This is a genomic window from Micrococcaceae bacterium Sec5.8 (assembly GCA_039636775.1).
Lineage (GTDB): Bacteria > Actinomycetota > Actinomycetes > Actinomycetales > Micrococcaceae > Arthrobacter.
The window spans coordinates 1,185,454-1,206,894 of record CP143429.1 but is presented as its reverse complement, the minus strand read 5'-3'; the positions used below and the strand labels follow the sequence as shown (position 1 = coordinate 1,206,894).

18 protein-coding genes and 3 tRNA genes are annotated in these 21,441 nt (G+C 66.4%); 5 read left to right on the top strand and 16 right to left on the bottom strand.

Translation table 11 applies throughout. From position 1 onward, the window contains the following. Positions 1 to 98 precede the first annotated feature (98 nt). From pyrH to rpsB, 3 genes are all read right to left on the bottom strand, one after another. A complete protein-coding gene (gene pyrH / locus VUN84_05500; GenBank protein ID XAS65121.1) occupies positions 99 to 836 on the bottom strand; it encodes a UMP kinase in 738 nt (245 codons plus the stop codon). Between the two features lie 209 nt (positions 837 to 1,045). Beyond that, on the bottom strand, positions 1,046 to 1,882 hold the full coding sequence (tsf, locus tag VUN84_05495; protein XAS65120.1) for a translation elongation factor Ts: 837 nt from the start codon (positions 1,880 to 1,882) through the stop codon (positions 1,046 to 1,048). 162 nt (positions 1,883 to 2,044) lie between these two features. Beyond that, positions 2,045 to 2,959, bottom strand: coding sequence for a 30S ribosomal protein S2 (gene rpsB, locus VUN84_05490; GenBank protein XAS65119.1), 915 nt, complete (start codon positions 2,957 to 2,959; stop codon positions 2,045 to 2,047). Positions 2,960 to 3,432: 473 nt separating this feature from the next. On the opposite strand from rpsB, the gene VUN84_05485 reads away from it, so the two are divergent. Next, positions 3,433 to 4,017, top strand: a complete 585-nt coding sequence (locus VUN84_05485; protein ID XAS65118.1) for a peptidoglycan DD-metalloendopeptidase family protein — start codon at positions 3,433 to 3,435, stop codon at positions 4,015 to 4,017. Positions 4,018 to 4,082: 65 nt separating this feature from the next. Here the strand turns inward: VUN84_05485 and VUN84_05480 are convergent, their stop codons facing one another. From VUN84_05480 to VUN84_05455, 6 genes are all read right to left on the bottom strand, one after another. Next, a complete protein-coding gene (locus VUN84_05480) occupies positions 4,083 to 5,273 on the bottom strand; it encodes an acyl-CoA dehydrogenase family protein (protein ID XAS65117.1) in 1,191 nt (396 codons plus the stop codon). A 265-nt stretch (positions 5,274 to 5,538) separates the two neighbouring features. Further along, positions 5,539 to 5,612 (bottom strand) — tRNA-Ile (locus VUN84_05475). A gap of 81 nt (positions 5,613 to 5,693) precedes the next feature. After that, the gene (locus VUN84_05470) at positions 5,694 to 6,890 is read right to left on the bottom strand and encodes a glycosyltransferase (GenBank protein ID XAS65116.1); all 1,197 of its coding nucleotides are present in this window, start codon (positions 6,888 to 6,890) and stop codon (positions 5,694 to 5,696) included. 92 nt (positions 6,891 to 6,982) lie between these two features. Further along, a complete protein-coding gene (locus VUN84_05465; protein ID XAS65115.1) occupies positions 6,983 to 7,888 on the bottom strand; it encodes a DMT family transporter in 906 nt (301 codons plus the stop codon). Beyond that, complete coding sequence (locus VUN84_05460; GenBank protein ID XAS65114.1) at positions 7,888 to 8,523, bottom strand: CDP-alcohol phosphatidyltransferase family protein; 636 nt, start codon at positions 8,521 to 8,523, stop codon at positions 7,888 to 7,890. The genes VUN84_05465 and VUN84_05460 overlap by 1 nt, the downstream gene beginning before the upstream one ends. Positions 8,524 to 8,578: 55 nt before the next feature. After that, complete coding sequence (locus VUN84_05455; protein XAS65113.1) at positions 8,579 to 9,472, bottom strand: phage holin family protein; 894 nt, start codon at positions 9,470 to 9,472, stop codon at positions 8,579 to 8,581. 184 nt (positions 9,473 to 9,656) lie between these two features. Between VUN84_05455 and VUN84_05450 the strand changes: the two genes are divergently transcribed. Together VUN84_05450 and VUN84_05445 are read left to right on the top strand one after the other, a co-directional pair. Continuing rightward, positions 9,657 to 10,880, top strand: coding sequence for a multidrug effflux MFS transporter (locus VUN84_05450; GenBank protein XAS65112.1), 1,224 nt, complete (start codon positions 9,657 to 9,659; stop codon positions 10,878 to 10,880). Positions 10,881 to 11,104: 224 nt separating this feature from the next. Then, positions 11,105 to 11,515 (top strand): hypothetical protein, encoded by a 411-nt coding sequence (locus VUN84_05445; GenBank protein XAS65111.1) that lies wholly within the window; start codon positions 11,105 to 11,107, stop codon positions 11,513 to 11,515. 73 nt (positions 11,516 to 11,588) lie between these two features. Here the strand turns inward: VUN84_05445 and VUN84_05440 are convergent. From VUN84_05440 to VUN84_05410, 7 genes are all read right to left on the bottom strand, one after another. Next, positions 11,589 to 11,661: transfer RNA gene (locus VUN84_05440), tRNA-Asn, on the bottom strand. A 136-nt stretch (positions 11,662 to 11,797) separates the two neighbouring features. Further along, positions 11,798 to 11,870: transfer RNA gene (locus tag VUN84_05435), tRNA-Asn, on the bottom strand. A 113-nt stretch (positions 11,871 to 11,983) separates the two neighbouring features. Next, positions 11,984 to 13,942 carry a DNA primase gene (gene dnaG, locus VUN84_05430; protein XAS65110.1) on the bottom strand — a complete coding sequence of 653 codons (1,959 nt, stop codon included), beginning with the start codon at positions 13,940 to 13,942 and terminating at the stop codon, positions 11,984 to 11,986. Positions 13,943 to 14,015: 73 nt separating this feature from the next. Next, positions 14,016 to 15,305: a deoxyguanosinetriphosphate triphosphohydrolase gene (locus tag VUN84_05425; GenBank protein XAS65109.1), complete on the bottom strand. Its 1,290-nt coding sequence runs from the start codon at positions 15,303 to 15,305 to the stop codon at positions 14,016 to 14,018. Next, on the bottom strand, positions 15,298 to 16,479 hold the full coding sequence (dusB, locus tag VUN84_05420) for a tRNA dihydrouridine synthase DusB (protein XAS65108.1): 1,182 nt from the start codon (positions 16,477 to 16,479) through the stop codon (positions 15,298 to 15,300). Before dusB ends, VUN84_05425 begins: the two co-directional genes overlap by 8 nt. Before the next feature lie 77 nt (positions 16,480 to 16,556). Continuing rightward, positions 16,557 to 17,954, bottom strand: coding sequence for a YibE/F family protein (locus tag VUN84_05415; protein XAS65107.1), 1,398 nt, complete (start codon positions 17,952 to 17,954; stop codon positions 16,557 to 16,559). 163 nt (positions 17,955 to 18,117) lie between these two features. Continuing rightward, complete coding sequence (locus VUN84_05410; protein ID XAS65106.1) at positions 18,118 to 19,491, bottom strand: FAD-binding oxidoreductase; 1,374 nt, start codon at positions 19,489 to 19,491, stop codon at positions 18,118 to 18,120. A gap of 349 nt (positions 19,492 to 19,840) precedes the next feature. On the opposite strand from VUN84_05410, the gene VUN84_05405 reads away from it, so the two are divergent. Both VUN84_05405 and VUN84_05400 read left to right on the top strand, forming a co-directional pair. Then, positions 19,841 to 20,599, top strand: coding sequence for an alpha/beta hydrolase (locus VUN84_05405; protein XAS65105.1), 759 nt, complete (start codon positions 19,841 to 19,843; stop codon positions 20,597 to 20,599). Continuing rightward, positions 20,599 to 21,441: a DUF1295 domain-containing protein gene (locus VUN84_05400; protein XAS65104.1), complete on the top strand. Its 843-nt coding sequence runs from the start codon at positions 20,599 to 20,601 to the stop codon at positions 21,439 to 21,441. Before VUN84_05405 ends, VUN84_05400 begins: the two co-directional genes overlap by 1 nt.

Here is a 21,441-nt window from a genome sequence, read left to right as displayed (position 1 = left end):
AATTGGTGCAACCTCCGCTGGCGGGGGTGCTGTGGTTTTCCGGCCGCCGGCAGCTGGCTGCGGGGCACGGAACTGTCCTGAAAACATCCTAGCTGTTGCTAGGGGGTGACTACGGTGCCGAGCTCCTCGCCGCGGATGGCCCGGGTGACGTTGCCTTCGCCTTCCATGCCGAACACCACCATGGTGAGGTTGTTGTCCTTGCACATGGTCATGGCGGTCTGGTCCATCACCCGGATGTCGCGGCGCAGGGCCTCGTCGTAGCTGAGGTGGTGGAGCTTCTCGGCTGTGGGGTCCTTCTTGGGGTCTGCGGTGTAAACGCCGTCGACCCCGCTCTTGGCCATGAGGACGACGTCGGCGTGGACCTCCATGGCGCGCTGGGCGGCGACGGTGTCCGTAGAGAAGTAAGGCAGTCCGGCACCGGCACCGAAGATGACGACGCGGCCCTTTTCCATGTGGCGGATGGCGCGGCGCGGAATGTACGCTTCCGCGACCTGGCCCATGGTGATGGCGCTCTGGACACGGGTCTCGACGCCGGCCTGCTCAAGGAAGTCCTGGAGGGCAAGACAGTTCATGACCGTGCCGAGCATGCCCATGTAGTCCGCGCGTGAGCGGTCCATACCGCTCTGCGACAGTTCGGCGCCGCGGAAGAAGTTTCCGCCGCCGACGACGATCGCGACCTCGACGTCGGGAACTGCTGCGGCGATCTGCTTGGCTACTCCGCGGACGGTGTCCGGGTCGACGCCGAGCTTCCCGCCGCCGAAGACCTCGCCGGAAAGCTTGAGCAGGACTCGGCGTCGGCTCTTTTTTGGCTGGGCTGAAGTGGTGACGGTTTCCATGGTGCCTTCCCGTTGGTGGACTCTGAAAAAGGTTATCGTGCCGGGGACCGAAGGCGTGATTCCGCCGGGCCCCGGATCTGACCGGGGGTGCTTCCGGACGCAGGCTCCAGGAAGGGATGCCCGGGGATATCCTGCGCGCATGCGAAAGGGGCGGCCACCGCAGTGACCACCCCCTCAGCGTGCCAGGTCAGTTCCTGGCGGGTGTCTGGCTAGGAACCGACGCGGAAACGCGTAAATGCGGTGCCCTTGACGCCGGCCTCTTCGAGGACCTGCGCAACAGACTTCTTGGCATCCTTGGCGAAGGCCTGATCCAGCAGGACCTCACCCTTGTAGAAGCCGGTGACACGGCCTTCCACAATTTTGGTCATTGCTGCTTCGGGCTTGCCTTCAGCCTTGGCAGTCTCCTCGGCGATGCGGCGCTCGGACTCGACGAGGTCGGCCGGCACATCCCCGCGGGAGAGGTAGTTCGGGGACATTGCGGCAACGTGGACGGCCACGTCGTGAGCTGCGGTGGCAGCGGCTTCGCCCTCTCCATCAACAGCGAACAGGACGCCGACCTGGGCCGGGAGATCCTTGGAGGTCTTGTGGAGGTAAGCATCGACCGTTGCACCCTCGACGCGGGAGATGCGGCGGACAACGACCTTTTCGCCCAGAATGGCGCCCTCTTCGACGACCATTTCGGAAAGCGGCTTACCCTCAACGTCCGTGGCGAGCAGGGTCTCGAGATCGGCAGCGCCGGACTCGACGGCGACGGCCAGGACCTTGTCGGCGAGCTGGATGAACTTATCAGCCTTCGCGACGAAGTCGGTCTCGCAGTTGACCTCGATCATCACGCCGACGCCGCCGTCGACCTTGGCGGCAACCAGGCCTTCCGCGGTGGAGCGGCCTTCACGCTTGGTAGCGCCCTTCAGGCCTTTGATGCGGATGATTTCGATGGCCTTCTCGGCGTCACCGTTGGCCTCGTCGAGAGCCTTCTTGACATCCATCATGCCGGCGCCCGTGCGCTCGCGCAGAGCCTTGATATCAGCGGCAGTGTAGTTCGCCATGTGAACCCCTCTGTCTAGAAATTTTGTGTGGTGTACGGACTGACAGGACGGCAGCCCACGTCCAGTGGGCGGCCATCCTGTCAGTTCCCCTACGCCGCGGAAGGCGGGCGGGGTGATCCGGTTTTATTTGTCAGTCGAGCCAAAGCAGCCGGAACAGTCCGACTACTTGGCTTCGCCCGCAGCGTCGTCGGCAGCCGGAGCAGCCTCGGCAGCGGGTGCAGCTTCAGCAGCCGGAGCAGCTTCAGCGGCGGGAGCTTCTTCAGCAGCCGGAGCAGCGGGTGCAGCTTCAGCAGCAGCGGCCGCCTCGGCCTTGCTGCCTTCGAGGAGCTCGCGCTCCCACTCGGCCAGCGGCTCTTCCGGAGCTTCCGTGGTGCCGGTGGCGCGCTGGTTGCGGGCGATGAGGCCCTCAGCAACGGCGTCAGCAACAACGCGGGTCAGCAGGTTGACGGAGCGGATGGCGTCGTCGTTGCCCGGGATCGGGAAGTCGACTTCGTCCGGATCGCAGTTGGTGTCCAGGATGGCAACAACCGGGATGTTCAGCTTCTTGGCTTCGTCAACAGCAAGGTGTTCCTTCTTGGTGTCAACGATCCACAGCGCGGAGGGCGCCTTGGTCAGGTTGCGGATACCACCGAGGTTGGTTTCCAGCTTGGTGAGCTCGCGGCGAAGGAGCAGCAGTTCCTTCTTCGTGTACGCGGAACCGGCGACGTCGTCGAAGTCGATCTCTTCGAGTTCCTTCATGCGCTGGATGCGCTTGGATACCGTCTGGAAGTTGGTCAGCATACCGCCGAGCCAACGCTGGTTGACGTACGGCTGGCCAACGCGGGTGGCCTGCTCGGCGATGGATTCCTGCGCCTGCTTCTTGGTGCCGACGAAGAGAACGGTGCCGCCGTGGGCAACGGTGGCCTTGACGAACTCGTACGCACGGTCGATGTAGGACAGCGACTGCTGCAGGTCAATGATGTAGATGCCGTTGCGCTCCGTGAAGATGAATCGCTTCATCTTCGGGTTCCAACGGCGGGTCTGGTGTCCAAAGTGGACGCCGCTGTCAAGCAGCTGGCGCATAGTTACGACGGGCATGCCGACGCTCCTTCCGGCAGGTCATTCATGAGAGAGCCCAAGGACTGTCTTACCCTGCCAATAGTTGACGGTTAGTTAGCAACACCCAGGCGGGCGGTGCTCCTGGCATCCACTGCTCTTCTTCTCCCGGACCACTGGCCCGGACCGTAAGAGGGGCAGTCCTCCGCAGCTGAAATTTTTCAGCGTCAGATGAGGAGGGCTGGATACGCGTAGTCAGTTCCCGCTCCCCCGCACCCCTGAATGAGGCGTGCCGGCTTAGATAATTACCTTGCTCGCACAAAGACAGAGATCAAGCGTGAGGGCACAGCAAACTGCTCCACCAAGTGTACTACAGGGCAGGTGCCGGACCGGACGGCCTCAGGGAGACCGGAGCGCACCGGACGGGCACCAAGGATGGCTCCTGGAGGGCCGCGTTATCCACTTGGCCCAAGGATCTGCTTTCACCGGCCGCCCGGCCGCAGCAGGCTGGAGCCATGAATCTACCCCAGCAATGGGCGGCCCTTGGTGCCGCGGTGCTTCTAGTGCTTGTGCCGGTGGCCGGGTCAGCAAACCCGGAGGCGGCCTCCGCTTCAGGGGCCCCCGGCACTTTTCCAGGCTCCGCCCCCGGTTCCACCATCGATGGCGGGCCGCCTGCCGGGTGGAGCTGGCCGCTGAGCCCCAGACCCGCCATCCTGCGTACCTTTGATCCGCCGGCAAGACCGTGGCTGAGCGGCCATCGGGGTGTGGACCTTCAGGCGTCGGAGCACAGCGCCGCCGTCTCCGCACCCGCGCCCGGCACCGTTAGCTTTGCCGGCGTCGTGGTGGACCGCCCGGTCATCACCATCGACCACGGCGACGGTTTGCGCAGCAGCTTCGAGGCGGTGCGCAGCACCCTGGAGGCGGGTGCGGCAGTCAGGGTGGGAGATGTGCTGGGCTGGATCGAGCCCGGCCACTGCCTCCCGGGTCCCTGCGTCCACTGGGGGGTCCGCCGGGGTGGGACCTATGTGAATCCGCTGGCCTTCGTCACCGACCTGCGGCCCTCCGTCCTGCTCCCGCCTCTGGACCCGGCTCCCGGATAGGGGCCAGAGACGGGCAAAGGAACGAAAGGCGAACGCGCCCGGGCCTCCCGGCGCGGACGTGGCCGCTAGACGATCGCGGAGATACCGGTGATCGCGCGGCCCGTGACGAGGGTATTGATCTCGTGGGTTCCCTCGTAGGAGTAGATGGCCTCAGCGTCCGAGAAGATCTTGGCCATTTCGAAGTCGGTGACGATGCCGTTGCCGCCAAGGAGGCTGCGGCCCAAGGCCACACTCTCGCGCATGCGGGCCGTGGTGAAGGCCTTGGCAAGAGCGGATTGCTCGTCCTTGGCCTCGCCCTGGTCCTCCAGCTGGGACAGCCGGACCATCATGCCCATCGAGCTGACAGCGTTGCCAAGAATCTGGACGAGCTGGTGCTGCACAAGCTGGAAGGAGGCAATCGGGCGTCCGAACTGGCTGCGCTCCACAGCGTAGCGGCGGGCGACGTCGAAGGCTGCGAGCTGCTGGCCTACCGCCTGCCAGGCCACGGAGAGCCGGGTGACCTTGAGGACCTTGTTCGTGTCGCGGAAACTGTTGGCATTCGCGAGCTTGTAGAAGTCCGGGACCACCACGTTATCGAGAGTGATGTCGGCGTTCTGCACGGTGCGCAGGGAAATCTTGTTCTCAATCTTGGTGGCGCTGTAGCCCGCAGCTTTGGTGTCCACCAGGAAGCCCTTGACCTGGTTATCGGCGAGGTCGCGGGCGTAGATGACCACCCAATCGGAGAACGTGGCGTTGCCGATCCAGCGCTTGGCACCGTTGAGGATCCAGCTGTCCCCCTCCTTGCGGGCCGTGGTCCGGGTGCCGCCGGCAACATCTGATCCGCCGAGTGGTTCGGTGAGGCCGAAGGCGCCAATCTTCTTCAGTGCATAGATGTCCGGCAGCCAGGCTTCCTGCTGTTCCTGGGAGGCCAGCGCCTCGATGGAGCCGGTGAAAAGTCCGTCGTGGACACCAAGAAATGTCGCGATGGAGGTGTCGGCACGGGTTGCCTCGGCATGCATGATCCCTGCGAAAAGGTTTGAATATCCCTGCCTCCGGACCGGGCTCACGAGATCGATCTCGGCCAGCTTCGGAATCAGGTCCATGGGGAACTCGGCCCGGTTCCAGCAGTCGACAGCAATCGGCTTGACCTCGCGGGCCAGGAAGTCACGGACCTCCGCAAGCCGGTCCTGTTCCTTGCCGCTGAGCAGCTGCTCGAAGGCAAAGAAGTCGCCGTCGGCGTACGGGAGGTTGTTGATGTCGATGTCAGCTTTGGACATGATATTCCTTCACGTGGGATCAGCAGCGGCGAGGGTGGCGCTGTCAGCGCGCCGGCGAATGTTACTGATCAGTAACTTACCGCAGCCGGCCGGATCACCGCAAGAGATGCAGGACACACTGGCAGTGGCTCGGACGCACGCAGGCCCGGACGCGCCCGGCGGCCGGGACCGGCGATCGGCCCCTGCCGAAAAGAAAAAGAGCCGGGCTGACGTCGAAACGTCAGCCCGGCTCCGGGTGCGGGCCGGTGGACGGGTCCGCAGGGGGTAGGGCTACTCGGACTTGAACCGAGGACCTTAGGATTATGAGTCCCGCGCTCTAACCAGCTGAGCTATAGCCCCGTGGCCCGGAACCCGCTTCGGCCCGCACGGGGCCGAATGGTTTCCGGGAAAAATTCACTCTAGCAATACTAGTGGACCGGTTTAGACGACGAGGTCGTCGTAGCTCGCTCCGCGGTAGAGGTCCTCGAAGGCCTGCAGGGTGCGCTCCAGGCTGTGACTTTCCACGATTCCCCGGCTCGCCTTGCCCATCGCCTCCAGTTCGTCGGCCGGCAGTGAGAGCATCCGCGTCATTTTGGCGGCGAGGTCGCCGCTGTCGTTGGGCGTAAACAGGTAACCGTTCTCGCCGTCGCGCACCAGATGCGGCAACGCCATGGCGTCCGCCAGCAGAACCGGAGTGGAAGCTGACATGGCTTCCAGGGTCACCAGCGACTGAAGCTCGGCGGTGCCGGGCATGCAGAACACATCAGCTGCCAAATACGCCTCACGGAGATCGGAGTCGCTGGCCAGGCCGAGGAATTTGACCCGGTCCTGCAACCCGAGCTGCTCTACCTGGGCTTCGAGGGCGGGACGCACCTCGCCCCCGCCGACTACCTCAAGGTGGACGTCCAGCTCCTTGGGCGTCTTGGCGACGGCGTCGATGAGGACGTCGACGTGCTTTTCCTCGGCGAGCCGGCCGACGAACAGCACCGTGGGGCTCGAGTGGCGCACCAGCTCTTCGCCGGGTTTAAGTTCGTACGCCGCCGAGTCGATGCCATTGGAAAGCGGGAGCACTTTGCGCAGGAACGCGTGGTCGTGCATCGCCTTGGCTGCGAGCGGCGTCGGCGTCGTGACGACGTCGGCCTGGCCCATGACTTTGCCCATGTCCTTCCAGGAGATGCGTCCTACAACGTTCTTGAACCACTCCGGGAAGGGCAGGAACGGGTTCAGGTTCTCCGGCATGAAGTGGTTGGTCGCGACAACCCGGATACCACGCCTGACGGCCTCGTAGAGCACGTGCTCGCCGATCATGTAGTGGCTTTGGATGTGGACGACGTCGGGCTGCACCCGGTCGAACAGCAGACTGATCTCCTTTTTGATTTCCCACGGAAAAGTGATCCGAAAGTATTCGTGGGTGGGAACTGAGTGCGAGCGGATCCGGTGGACTGTGGCTTCATCGCTGAATTCGGTATAGCTCTTGCCTTTATCGGCGCGGCAGGCCAGAACGTGCACGTTGTGGCCGCGCGCCGTCATGCCTTTGGCCAGGCGGTAACCGAACATGGCCGCGCCGTTGACGTGGGGCGGATAAGTATCCGCGGCAATCAGGATGGTCAGCGGGTGCTTGGTGTCAGGCATGGTCACGTGGAGGGCTCCTGTTGTCAGGGTGCGGGCAGCTGGTCTGTGGTGGCCGTCGCGCAGCGCGTCGGGTCCGCTGCTGAAGTCTTATTGGCGTCCTACGACACCCGTCCCGCGGCCCTCCGCGCGTCCCTCTTGCGCTTGGTGACCTCGGGATGGTGCCTGGACAAAGCGATCACTCCCACGATAGCAAGCGAACCGGCTGCCCCCATCGCGATGGCCATGACGGCGGGAACATCGGGGCGCAATTCACCGAGGATCGTGATCCCAATCGCTATGCCGACGATCGGGTCGATAACGGTTAACCCGGCAATGACCAAGTCCGGCGGGCCCCCGGAATACGCGTTTTGAACGAACCATGACCCGAGGCCGCCGGCCGCAACGATAGCCACAACGGAATACCACGGAACGTTCAGGACGCCCATGCCGTTCGGATCGAGGATGTGCTTGCCGATGATGCGGGTCAGGACGGCGACGAACCCAAACAGGATCCCGGCACCAAGAATGTAGATGAAGGCGCTCATGCGGTGCCTCAGCATCAGGGCGAGCGTCCCGAACAGCCCCACGGCCAGGGCCAGCAGCAGCACGATGGTCAGCTCGTCGGAGGAGCTGACCTGGTGGTTCTCCTGGGTCACGGTGACGGCGAGGACGACGAACAGGGCCGATCCGGTAACACAGGCGGAAATCGCCACGACGGTGGCCCGGTTGATGCTCAGCCCTTGATCTTTGGCGTTGACGATCGTGGTGATGACCAGCGCGATCGCCCCGATCGGCTGCACCACGGTCAATGGCGCCATGACCAGGGCGACAGCGTTCATTGCCATGCCGACGGTCAGCAGCAGCAGTCCGAACACCCAGCGTTTGCTGCGCAGCAGGCGCAGCATGCCGTGGCTGTTGAGCGCGAGTCCCCCGGTGTCCGCCTTGACGGCGCTGCCCTGGCGTTGGGCACCCACGGCCAGGCAGAACGCACCCAGCACGGCGAGGATGACCGCCATCCAGACCATCAGCGGGTACCGCCGTCGGTCTCTGTGCGGGAGTCCGGGTGGCTCCTGCCTTTGCGAATGATGGCCCAAAAGTAGTTGTAAGCGGCGATCCAATGTCCCACCAGGCCGAGACCCAGGCAGAGCCAGGCCGCGACAAAGTACGCCTCGGCGCCAGGGACCGGCAGTTTTGAGAGCACCAGGAGCGGTGTGCCGACCAGCAGGAGTGCAGTGCGGATCTTGCCGACCCTGCTGACTGGAAGGTCGGGATGGCCGTGGAAGTAGTAGAGCGACAGGCAAAGCAGGATGGCGTCGGGGACGAGCAGCCCCGTGAGGTACCACCACTCCACGACGCCGGCGATCACGAGGGTCACGGCAACCGCAATCAGGGACATGCGGTCCGCGATGGGATCCATGACCCGGCCGAGGTTGGACATTTGGTTGTAGCGTCGGGCGACGTAGCCGTCCACCCAGTCCGTGCTGCCCATGACCGCCAGAACGAGAGCGGCGTAACCGTATTCCTGTGCTCCGAGCACGAGCCAGATAAAGAGCGGGACGCCCAGGAACCGCACCACGGTCAGCACGTTAGGGACGGTGAAGACCCGGTCGTGGTGGATCTGGGGCTGACCACGCCGGGCACCAGCTCCGATGAACTTCACCGGGTTCCCCTTTCCGTGGCCGGCAACGGACGCGCGCCCAAGTTCAGCGGGCTGCCTAGCCCTTGAGTAGTTTGCGCAGCAGGAACACGAACGCGGCGGCCGAAGCAGTCAGCACGGCAAGCGGTTTCCACCGCTGACCGAGTTGGCTTGCCACCTCTGAGCCGTTCCGGGCGGGACTGCCCGGCGTCGTGCGCCGGGTCGTGACGCGGCCGGCAGCGGACCGGAGACCGGCAATTTGGTCGCCGAGCTGTTCCTTGCCGGCCTGCAGTTTCGCTTGGGCTACGGCCAGCAGGACCTGCGCCTGGGTCTTGACGTCCAGTTCGTCGTTGAGTTCATCGCGGACGCCGGTGAGATGGGTGCGGCGCTGGTCCAGCCGGCGTCGAAGTTCCGTCTCCGTGGGCGGCGGTCCGAAGTCCGGCTCGGCGGCCCTTTTGGCGTCCTTCTCGGCCTTGGCCTTCGCTGCGGCCTCTTCCTTGGCGGCCTTGGCCGCCTTGTACTGCGCGGAGTCCGGGTCCAGGACGGCAGGATCGAATGCCGAGCCCTCCTTGGCGATGCCAAGGTCGTACTTGATGCCCCGGATGGTGTCCGCCGGGACCAGTGGCATGGCCTTCTTGAACTTGGAGACCCCCACGAGCCCGACAATCAGGGCGATCACCAGGAAAAGGCCACAGACGAGGAGTGCGGCGAGCCAGGCGGGCATGATCGTGGCGAGGCCCATGATGGCGGCGACGATGAGGCCGACGATCAGGAAGGCCACGAACGCCAGTGCCACGGCAAGGACGGCTGCAGCGACGCCAACCTGGATGCCCTTGCGCTTCAGCTCGATTTTGGCCAGCGCAATCTCGTCGTTGAGCTGCCGCGGAGCCAGTTTAAAGATCAGTTTGAGGGTAGTGGGCAGCGCGGAAATGCGCAGCTTCCCGTTTGTCCCGCCGCTGTGACGTCCGCTCATCGGTCCCGCCTAACTGGTTACATCTGTGATTCCGCTTGCGCGGGCTTGCCGGTCTGCGCAGCTTCGTTGCAGACCCCGGTGTCAAAACTACCATTCAGTCCCCCTACCGCGGCACGGAAGCGAACCTTGGCGCGCCACCCGCGCCACCCAGTCCCGGCGGGCAAGAGCCCTAGGATTGACCTCTGTGACTACACCCACCAATCCTGGCGATTCCCTCAGCCGGCGCCGCAAGCTCCTTTACATCCTGATGCTCGGTGCTCTCACGGCCCTGGGGCCGTTCACCGTGGACTTGTACCTGCCGGCTTTCCCCGCGCTGGAAAAGAGCCTCAACGTCTCCGAGGCAGCCGTGCAGTTGACGCTGACCGGCACCACGATCGGCTTTGCCCTGGGCCAGCTGGTGGTGGGTCCGCTCAGCGACAAATTTGGCCGCCGGCTGCCACTGATTCTTGCGACGGCCGTTCATATCATGGCGTCCCTCGGCGCGGCGCTCTCGACCGACATCTCAACGCTGGGCCTGTTCCGGGTGCTGATGGGCATCGGCGCGGCCGGCGGCGGCGTGGTGGCCATGGCGATGGTGCGGGACCTGTTCAGCGGATACGCCATGGTGCGGATGTTCTCCCGGATGGCTCTCGTAAATGGCCTGGCGCCCATCCTCGCCCCGGTGATCGGCTCGCAGCTGCTGCTGTTCATGCCGTGGCCGGGGATTTTCTTCTTCCTGGCCGGCTACGGCATCTGCGTCCTCACGGCAGCCGTGTTTGTGGTCCGTGAGACGCTGCCGCGTGAGCAGCGCGGAAAGACCGGCTTGACCGCCAGGCAGCGTTACCGAGTCCTGTTCGCGGACCGGATCTTTGTGGGGCTGCTCTTAGTCGGCGGCATGAACTTCGCCGGGTTGTTCACCTACCTCTCCGCATCACCGTTCCTGTTCCAGGGCGTATTCGGTTTCAGTCCGCAGCAATACGGCCTGCTCTTCGGTGTGAATTCCCTCGGCATCGTTGCGGGGGTGCAGACCAGTTCACGGCTCATCCGGCGGGTTCCGCCGCAGTGGATCCTGGCCTGCTCCACCGCCTGGATGTTCCTCATGGCGGTGTTGATTGTCATTTTCGACCAGCTGGGGTTCGGGTTATGGGGCGTCATGGTGCCGTTGTGGTTCTACATCCTCGGCGCCGGCTTCACTTTCCCGTGCGTGCAGGTCCTGGCGCTGGCCAAGCACGGGGCACAGGCCGGGACGGCCGCCTCTCTCCTCGGCGCCGCCACATTCCTGATGGCAGGGCTCATCTCGCCGGTAGTCGGGTGGCTCGGCGTCACCACGGCCACGCCGATGGGTGCCGTCCAGGCCGCGTGCATCTTCCTGGCCGCCACAGCCCTGTGGCTTGTGGTCCGGCCCCGCACGGTTCCTGCAATCCAGTAGCCACGTCCTCGTGCGGGCTGCGGGCTGCGGGCTGCGGGCTGCGGGACAAGTCCACCCCTGCAGGCACGCGTCCAGCGGACATGTCCCGCGGATGCGGCCAGCAAGGGGCATACACACGCTATGTCCATCCGTGAGCCCGAACGAAGGGCATGTCCGGCCGGCGGGGCAGCGGGAATGTCCGCGGGCCCTGTTGCCGCCCCATGGCGGGCGATAAGGTTGTAGATGTGCCCCACTGGCAGGATCGTCCCCCGCCCCTACCGGCCACGTGGCAGCGGTGCGACACCGGAATCCTGCCCCTGTGGTGGGATCGCCTGTGCAGCCAGACCAGCCAGCAGTCGGCGGCTTTGTTCGCGGCTGGCCTGTTCACCGAGGACCGCCGCCGCCCGATCGCGCAGTGGTACAACCCGGCCTACGACTCGGCGCTCCTGGTGGCCCCCGAGACTTCCCCCGAGTGGCCCGTCCAGCGCTTTGGCATTTTCTACGCTCCGCCCGGCAGTGGCTTCACCCAGGTCCACTCCGCTCCGCACGAGTGGCACCCGCGTGAGCCCCGCACGTCCCCCACTGAGGCCGAGGCATTCCAGGCAGCCGTGGCGGAGGCCGAGCGGTTCCTGCAGGTGGAGATGTACTTCGTCTGAAACCTGCCATCACGCTGGGCGGGCACAAAAAAGGTCCCGCAGCCGGTAACTCACCGGCCGCGGGACCTGTCCGCTCCTCCTGCTGGACTTGAACCAGCAACCCTTCGATTAACAGTCGAATGCTCTGCCAATTGAGCTAAGGAGGAATGAAGCAGGTACGACATTAGCAAAGGTTGAGCCGCTTAGGAAATCGGCCCGGCGGCACGCCCGCAGACCGGGCACGATACCCCCTCCGGGTATAAAAAAGTCCCCGTCCCAAAAGCTTGGGACGGGGACTGCGCGCTCCTCCTGCTGGACTTGAACCAGCAACCCTTCGATTAACAGTCGAATGCTCTGCCAATTGAGCTAAGGAGGAATGAAGCGGATACAAGCCTAGCAAACACCCGGCATGGAAGCGAAATTGCCGCCGGTGGCCGACCACCAGAGACCGCCGGCGGGGCGGAATCCCCCGCGATCCGCTCCGATCGGTCAGGCTTCGGCGCGCAGGGACCGCCGCTGCATCTCCAGCTCCATCAGTTCGCGGTTGAGCCGCTGGAACTCCTCCGGGTCGGCAGAGGCGTCCAGGCGCTGGAGCTGTCCCATCTTGTCCGCCTTGACCCGGGTGATCTGCAGTTCGAACAGGCGCGCCAGAATGTCCCGGCAGTACCGTGTGACGCCGTCGGCAGTGCTGGCAGGCAACGGCACGACGGCGAGCTCGGATACCAAGGGGCGCAGCGGTTCAGGCACCTCCTGCAGCAGCTGTTCCACCCAGCGCACCGGATCGGCCGCGAACGCCAGGCCCGTGGCCCGGACGGCCTCGTGGATGGCCAGGTACGCAGGGGTGGAGAACCGCGCCTCAGAGAAGCGCTGCCAGGTCTCGCCTTCAAGCATTCCGGGCTGCTGCAAGGCAACCTCAAGTGCCTGCCGCTCCATCGCGGCCACGGGGTCGCGGGGATCGGGCCGGTTGAACGCCGGCAGGCCGGCAGACGGCGGCACAGGGGCAACTCCCGGCGCCGAGCCGCCAGCCCCTGCAGCGTAGCCTGAGGCGTTCCCTGGGCCCTGGCCCCGTCCCTGGCCGGGGTACTGCCCGGAACTGCTCCCACCCGACGGCGCCTGGGCAGCGCGTTTGGCGGCCGCACCCACCGCCCGGCTGACTTCCTCAACCGGCATGCCCAGCCAGCCGGAAAGTTCCCGGGCGTAGGCAGGGCGGATACCGGCGTCGCGGATCTGGGCAACAACCGGGGCGGATTCGCGCAAGGCGGCGATCCGGCCCTCGACAGTGTCCAGGTTGTGCCGTTTCAACGCGGCCCGGATGGCGAATTCAAACAGGGGCCGCCGGGTACCGATGAGGTCCCGCACGGCGGCGTCGCCCTTGGTTTGGCGCAGTTCGCACGGGTCCGCGCCGTTGGGCTCAACGGCGACGTAGGTCTGCGCGACGAACCGCTGGTCCTCCTCGAAAGCGCGCAGGGCCGCCTTCTGGCCCGCGGCGTCGCCGTCGAAGGTGAATATGACCTCCCCCCCGCTGCCGTCGTCGGAGAGCAGGCGGCGGGCGATCTTGATGTGGTCGGTGCCGAACGCCGTTCCGCAGGTGGCGACTGCGGTGGGGATCCCGGCGAGATGGCAGGCCATGACGTCGGTGTAACCCTCCACCACGACGATCTGGCGGTCCTTGGCGATGTTGCGCTTGGCGAGGTCGATCCCGTAGAGGACCTGCGACTTCTTGTAGAGCGCGGTTTCGGGGGTGTTGAGGTATTTGGGGCCTTGGTCGTCCTCATACAGCTTGCGGGCGCCGAAGCCGATGGTGTCACCGGCGATGTCGCGGATGGGCCAGATCAGGCGGCCGCGGAAGCGGTCGTAAATCCCCCGGCCACCTTCGGAGAACATCCCCGTGAGCTTGAGCTCCGCGTCGGTGTAGCCCCGGCCGCGGAGGTGTTTGAGCAACGAATCCCAGCCCTGCGGGGCGTAACCAACGCCGAACTGGTCGGCGGCGGCGCGGTCGAAGCCGCGGTCGTGCAGAAAATTGCGGCCCTCGGTGGCCCCGGGGGTCAACAGCTGGGCACGGAAATACTCGTCCGCGACCTTATGGGCGTCAAGCAGGCGCTGCCGGCGGCCGACGTCCTCACGGTTGGGTCCGGAGCCGCCGTCTTCGTACCGGAGCTCGAAGCCGATGCGGGCGGCCAGTTTCTCCACGGCCTCCTGGAACGAGGTGTGGTCCAGTTTCTGGACGAAGGAAATGACGTCGCCGTCTTCGCCGCAGCCGAAGCAGTGGTAGCGGCCCACCTGGGGGCGGACAGTGAAGGAGGGCGACCGCTCGTCATGGAAGGGGCACAAGCCTTTGAAGGAACCGAGCCCGGCTCCCTTCAGGGTCACGTAGCCGTCAACGACTTCCTTGATGTCCGTACGCTGGCGTACTTCGTCGATATCGTCACGTTTGATCAGGCCGGCCATACTGCCATCCTAGTTCCGCCCGGCGGCAGGATCGGCGCAGAGCAGGAGTCCGCGGGCACGGTCACCGGAGGAGTTACCACAGCGACGGCAGACTGCCCACGAGCCGCTCGTACATCGCCAGCGCTGACCCGTCGGTCAACGAGGCGACCTGGTCGATCACGACGCGCAACCGTGTGCCGTCGTCCTCCGCGTCGCGCCAGTCCGCCGCGAACATCGGCTCGAGGTGGCGGTCTCCGGTGGCGCTCAGGGCCGTGACGAGGGCGTGCAGGACCTCACGCTGGCGTTCGTAAATGGGTTGACGGTGCTCCGTGGTCATCACGAAGGTGGTGGCCAGGCCCTTCATGACGGCGATCTCCATGACGGTCTCGTCCGGAACGATCAGTTGCGCGTTGTAGCGGGTGAGGTTTTCCGGGCCGTAAGCCAGGCGGGTGGCCGCCAGCGCACTCTGGCAAAACCGCCCGATGAACTGGCTGGTCATGTCTTTGAGGGCAGCCATGGATTTCCGGCTGCCGTCGGCCTCCCGCACCCAGACGCTGGTCGCTTCCAGCCGGGCGAGGGCGGCGTCGATCGCGGCGGGGTCGTTGTGCGGCAGGTACCACTGTTTGGCGTAACCGACCACCCGGGCGCGGTGGTCCGGGTTGTCCATCCAGCGCAATTGAAAGTGCCCCGCGACGATGGCGTCCTCGACGTCGTGCACCGAATAGGAGATGTCATCGGCAAGGTCCATGACCTGTGCCTCGAGGCATGAACGGCGCTCCGGGGCGTCCTCACGGATCCAGTCGAAGACCGGGAGGTCGTCCTCGTAGGCGCCGAACTTGCTGGTCCGCTCGCCGTGCAGGACGGGGGCATTTGCCGCCGACCACGGGTATTTCGCAGCGGCGTCGAGGCTGGCCCGGGTGAGGTTCAACCCGGCGGGACGCCCGTCCGCGGCCAGGACCTTGGGCTCCAGCCGGGTCAGCAGGCGCAGGGTCTGGGCGTTGCCCTCGAAGCCGCCGATCGCGTGGGCGACCTCGTTGAGGGCTGATTCGCCGTTGTGGCCGAAGGGCGGATGGCCGAGGTCGTGGCTGAGGCAGGCAGTGTCCACGACGTCGGGGTCACAGCCCAGGGCAAGGCCCAGTTCGCGGCCCACCTGGGCCACTTCCAGGCTGTGGGTGAGGCGGGTTCGGACGAAGTCATCGGTGTCCGGGGCCACGACCTGGGTTTTGGCCCCGAGCCGGCGCAGGGCGGAGGAGTGCAGGACCCGGGCACGGTCGCGTTCGAAGTCGGAGCGGTAGGTGGACTTGGCCGGTTCCTGCACCCAGCGGGCGGTGTCGCGCGCCACGTAGCCGTCCAGCACAGGGGCGGTGGTTCGGGTTTCAGCCACCGGACACGTCCAGTTCCGCGTGGCTGATCTCGCGCGATTGATCGGCGTCCATGCGGCGGTCCAGGAGCCAGTCCTTGGGCAGGGCGGGCTTCTTGGGCGAGCCTGCCCGGCCGCGCGGGCCCTCGGCGTCAATGCCGGGGTACGGCGAATCGAGGTCGAGTTGGTCCAGCGTGGTGCGCAGGACCTCAAGGCTGGTGACCATGGCCAGTTTGGTGCGCAGTTCGCTGCCGACCACGTATCCCTTGAAATACCAGGCCATATGCTTGCGGATTTCGCGCAGGGCCTTGCCTTCGTCGTCACCGAAGGTTTCGACCATCAGCTGGGCATGGCGGTAAACCCCTTCCGCGACCTGCCGCAGGTCCGGTTTGTGCCGCTCATCGCTGCCTTCGAAAGCGGCCATGAGGTCCCCGAAGAGCCAGGGCCGCCCCTGGCAGCCGCGGCCCACCACCACGCCGTCGACGCCGGTCTCGCGGACCATGCGGATAGCGTCCTCGGCGGACCAGATGTCGCCGTTGCCCAGCACCGGGATGTCCGGCAGCGCTTCACGCAGCCGGGCAATCGCGGACCAGTCGGCCTGGCCGGAGTAGAACTGCGCCGCGGTCCGGCCATGGAGCGCGACGGCGGCAACGCCGGAGTCCCGGGCGATGCGGCCGGCGTCGAGGTACGTGAGGTGGTCCTCATCGATGCCTTTGCGCATCTTGATGGTCAGGGGAACGTTGCCCTTGGAGGCTTCCTTGACAGCGGTCTGCACAATCGAGGTGAAGAGGTCGATCTTCCAGGGCAGCGCGGAGCCGCCGCCGCGCCGTGTGACCTTGGGCACGGGGCAACCAAAATTGAGGTCGATGTGGTCCGCCCGGTCTTCCTCGACGAGCATCCGGACGGCCTGGCCCACGGTGACGGGATCGACGCCGTACAGCTGGACGGAGCGGACTTTCTCGTCGTCGTCGTGCGCGATGATCCGCAGGGATTCCGGGGTGCGCTCCACGAGGGCGCGGGAGGTGACCATCTCCGCAACGTACAGGCCGCCGCCGTACTCACGGCACAGCCTGCGGAACGCGGAGTTGGTAATGCCGGCCATCGGCGCCAGGATCACGGGGGTGTCCACCGTGAGGGGACCCAGCTTCAGGGGCGGGAGTTCCAGCTTGGGGGCGGGAGGGGTAGCTACAACAGTCACTTGTTCATTGTCTCAAAGCCGGGCAAATCGGCCGGGTCGGTACCGGCTATGTGGAAAACGGGCGCGGAATCCGGGCCTCAGTCCGGGGCTGCGGCGCGCCGTCCGCGGAGCCCGGCCTGCGCCGTTTCGAGAACTCCTGCGGGGACGGCGGCGTCGATCCCCCGCGGCGGTTCTTCCCCCCCGGTGCCCGGGCGCCGGGTGCCCGCGGGGACGGAACTGCCGCGCGGGCTGATGCCGGTCGCCTTCACCACGAGCACCGCGATCAGGGTCGTTACCGGGATGGCCAGGACCAGCCCGACGGAACCGACGAGGGTGCGGATCACTTCCTCGGACAGCTCGGCGCTGGTCAGCGCATCCCCCAGCGGCCGTTCGTAGAGCATCACCAGGATCAGCACCGGCAGGGCCGCCCCGGCGTAGGCGAACGCGATGGTGTACACGGTGGAGGCGATGTGGTCGCGCCCGATCCGCATGGCGGAGGTGAACAGTTGCCGGGCGGAGGTTTCCGGCGCCAGTTCCCACAGTTCCCACACCGCTGAGGACTGCGTGATGGTGACGTCGTTCAGGACGCCCAGGCCGGAGATGATGAGCCCGCACAAAATGATGCCGGAGATGGAGATGTTGTCCGAGATATTGGAAAGGGTGGCGGAGTCATGGCTCCCCACGCCGGCGAGATTGGCGGCGTCGGTTGCCCACGCGGCCAGCAGCGCGGTGATGGTGAGCCCGAACATGGTGCCAAGCAGCGCCGTCGAGGTCCGGGCGGAGAAGCCGTGGGCGAAGTAGAGCACCCCGATCATGATCACGGTGGAGCCCACCAGCGCCAGCAGCAGCGGCGGCTTGCCCTCCACGAGGCCCGGCAGCATGAAGCTGACCAGCACGGCGTAGGCCCCGACCAGCCCGATCAGCGCACGGAACCCGCGCCAGCGCGCCACCGCGATCACGACGGCGGCGTACAGCACCGCCAGGAAGACGATGGGCATGGTCCGGACGAAGTCCACGAAGACGTAGGAGGGCGTTCCCTGGGCGGCGGCGCCCTGGGCTTTGGCGAGGTTCAGGTACCGGATGGTGTCGCCCGGCTTCACCCCGTGGGACTTGGCGACGTCGGGGTTGATCACCACTTTGACGGGGTCGCCGCCCTTGTCCGGATCGGTGAAGGCAAAGGTGCACTCTGACCCCTGCGCCGGAGAGGCGCCGGCACCGGTCGGTTCCTGCGGGGACCCGTCCATGCAGCTGCCGGTGACGACGCGCTGGATCTTGCCGGTGTCGAAGGTGACCCCGGGCGCGGCGGCGTAGGGGCTGGCGAGCGTGATGCCTTCTTTGCTGCCGGAGGGCCATAGCAAAGCCATCGCCACGAGCGTCAGCAGCGTCAGCGGGATCAGGACGGCGGCCAGGATGAGGTTGGCTTTCTTCCGGGCGGCGAGCGCCCGGGGCGTCGGATCCGTGTGCCCGGTCGGGGCGTGTGAATGTCCGGCGCCCATCAGCAGTTCAACCTCATGCCCAAGACTTTACGGCTTCCGGCAGCCCCGCCCGGACACGCTTGATCGGGCGCGCGTGGTTCGGGCGCGCGTGGTTCGGGCGCGCGTGACTGGGGGGCGCGTGGTTCGGGCGCGCCGCGGGGCGCCCCGCGGCGCGGCCCCCGGGTCAGGCAGGAACGATGTTCTGGTTGACGTGGAAGAGGTTCTGCGGATCGTACGTGGCTTTGACCTCCCGCAGCCGTGCGTAGTTGGGCCCGTAGTTCTCCGCGACCCGGCCCTGATCGTCCCCGTCCATGAAATTGATGTAGCCGGCCGTCTCGGAGTAGGGCTGGAGCGCTGCTGCGTAGTCCCGCACCCAGGCGATGTTGGCCGCGGTGTCCGCGGGGTCCTGCCAGTGGCAGGCTATGACCGGGGAGAACCGGGCACTGCGGTTCGGGAAGGCCGTGTCTGCGGCTCCCACCTGGTGCACGGCACCGTCGATCGGGTAGAGATGCACGGCGGTCTGCACGGTGGGGACCCGGCGGGCGAAATCGAGGTGGACGTCGATGATTCCGTCGTTGAGTTCAGACAGGAAAGCAGCTTTCCAATAGGCCAGAAGCCCCTTGGGATACATCCCGTCGAAGGCTGAGTTCAAGGCCGGATAGGGCATCGGGCCCACCATGGACCCTGCCACGGGCGCGGCGTCAAGGAACGGCTGCCAGCGGGACTGCCCCTCGGCGGGGTCTCCGGTCCACATGCCCACCACGATGCAGACGGGCTTCCCATGCCACTCCTCAGGGAGGAAGGGGACCGGCGGACCTTGGTGGAAGGCGAGAAAAGCGCCGAACTCCTCCGGTGCTGCCGCCAACTGCTCACGGTAGAACTTCGCCACGGTTTCTGCGTGCTCCAGCGGGTAGATGATGATGCCTGCGTGGACCATGTCCACGGGATGCAGCTGGAATTCCAGCGACGTCACGACGCCGAAGTTTCCGCCCCCGCCGCGCAGGGCCCAGAAGAGATCGTCGTTTTCGCCTTCGCGTGCCGTGAGGAACTTGCCCTCCGCGGTCACGACGTCGGCGGACAGGAGGTTGTCACAGCTGAGCCCGTACTTCCGGTTCAAGTAGCCGATCCCGCCGCCCAGGGTCAGTCCGGAAACGCCGGTGGAGCCCACGATCCCACCGGTGGTCGCCAGCCCGAAGGCGTGCGTGGCGTGGTTGAAGTCCGCCCACGTCGCCCCGGCTTCGGTCCGGGCCGTTCTGCTGGCCGGATCAACGCGGACCCCGCGGGTGCCGGCAAAGTCGATGACCAGCGCGTCATCCGCGGTGCCGTAGCCCGGCCCGCTGTGCCCTCCGCCGCGGACGGCCACGGCGAGGGAGTGGTCGCGCGCGAAGTTGACGCTGGCAATGACGTCCGCCACCTGGGAGACGCGGACCACCGCCGCCGGCCGTTTGTCGATCATGCCGTTTTGCACGGTCCTGGCCTCGTCATAGCCGGCGTCGCCGGACGTGATCACCTGCCCGCGGACTTGCTCACGCAGGCCGTCAAAGTTGCTTGCATTCATTTTCTGTACCGTCGATTTCGTCGTGATGTTTCCGACCCGGACGGTGATTGGTGCTCCCAGCCGGCATGACGCCCGGAGGTTTACGAGCACTGTCCTACTCCTCCGGCCGGCCCCCGTCAAGAGGCCGGAGCCGGCGCTTCCTGATGCCCCGGCGGGGCACCCGCGAGTCCTGTGCACGCCACCTGCCGGCGCCTGCCGCGCCCATCCGTTACGGGTGCTGCTCCGAACTCTCCGTGGGCATGCCCCCGGGCGAACCCGGGGAAGAGCCCAGGTCCTGAGGGGACAACGTGAACTGCAGGCCGAGCGCCTTATGGTTGGAAAAGATGAACAAGACGTGGAGGATACGCCCGTGGCGATACGCAAGATAGACGACCGCGAACCCGGGACGGCAGGCGCGGGGCCGGCCGCCAGGGCCGTGCTGAGTATTTCCGGCGCCACCGGGGACACCCGTGGCGTGGCCCTGGTCCTGCACGGCGGGCGGGCGAACAGCTTCGACTCGGTGCGTGGCCGGCACCTGAGTCCTGCGCGGATGCTGCCGTTCGCCCGCGCCCTCCGCAGGGGAGGCGGCGGCCACGGCCTGGCCGTCTGGACCCTGCGGAACAGGTACCGGGGCTGGAACGGAGCGGACATGTCCCCCGTCCAGGATGCCCGGTGGGCGCTTGGGCTCATTGGCCGGGAACACCCCGGGGTTCCTGTCTACCTCCTGGGCCATTCGATGGGCGGTCTGACGGCTCTGCGCGTCGCGGACCATCCGCAGGTGGAAGCCGTCGCCGCCCTGGCGCCCTGGCTCAACGCCGCGACGCCGGTAGAGCCCGTGGCGGGCCGTCGGATCCTGATCGTTCATGGCACAAATGACCGCTGGACCAGTCCCGCGAACTCGCTGGCTTTCGCCCGCCGGGCCGACGGCGTCGCGGAGTCCGTGGACTACGTCTCCCTCAAAGGCGCCGGACACTTCATGTTCCGCCGGGTGGGTTTGTGGAACTCCCTGGCCAACGGCTTCATTCTTGACGCTTTCGCGGCCACTTCTGGGCAGGAGCTCGGGGGCGGCGCCGGTTCGTTCCGCAGCCTGCTCCCGGCCGCCGGAGCCAGCCTTCCCGTGGTGCTGTGATGCCGGATTTTCCGCTCGGCGCCTTCCTGGCGGGCCTGCCGTGGGTGGCAGCGGGCCTGGCTGTACTGCTGGCCGGGACCTTTGCCGTCGCCGTCCGCCAGAGCCGCCATTGCGTGATTGACACCGTCTGGGGCCTCGGCTTCGTCGTGGCCGCTGGCATTTCCTGGCTGCTGTCCGCCGGCGAGGGCGACGGCGGCCGCCGCTTGCTGCTGCTGGCACTCGTGGCAGTCTGGGGCATCCGGCTGGCGGTCCACATCGGCGTCCGTGCCCACGGCGGCCACGAGGACCCCCGTTATGTGGACATGCTCTCTGCCGCTCCCGGGTCCCGCAACGTCTTCGCCCTGCGCAAGGTGTACCTGCCGCAGGGCGTCATTCTGTTCTTTGTCTCGCTCACTGTTCAGGTGGGGATGTTCAGCACCGGCCCCCTCGGTTGGCTGGCGTGGCTGGGGGTGGTGTTCTGGGCGGTGGGCTTCGTTTTCGAGACGGTCGGCGACTGGCAGCTCTCGGCGTTCAAAGCCGATTCCTCCCGGCGCGGCACGGTGCTCAACACCGGGCTCTGGCGGTACACCCGCCACCCCAACTACTTCGGCGACGCCGCTGTCTGGGCCGGGATTTTCCTCGTCGCTGCCGATTCCTGGCCGGGGTTGCTGACGGTCCTCTCCCCCGCCCTGATGATCTGGCTGCTCGCCGGCAAGTCCGGCAAGCCGCTCACCGAGAAGGTCATGTCGGCCCGTCCCGGGTACAGGGAGTACGTGGAATCGACGTCGGGCTTTGTGCCGCTGCCGCCCCGTACGCACCGCAGCGGACGGCAGCCGGGCGCCCGCCGGCCCGGTGGGCGCTGA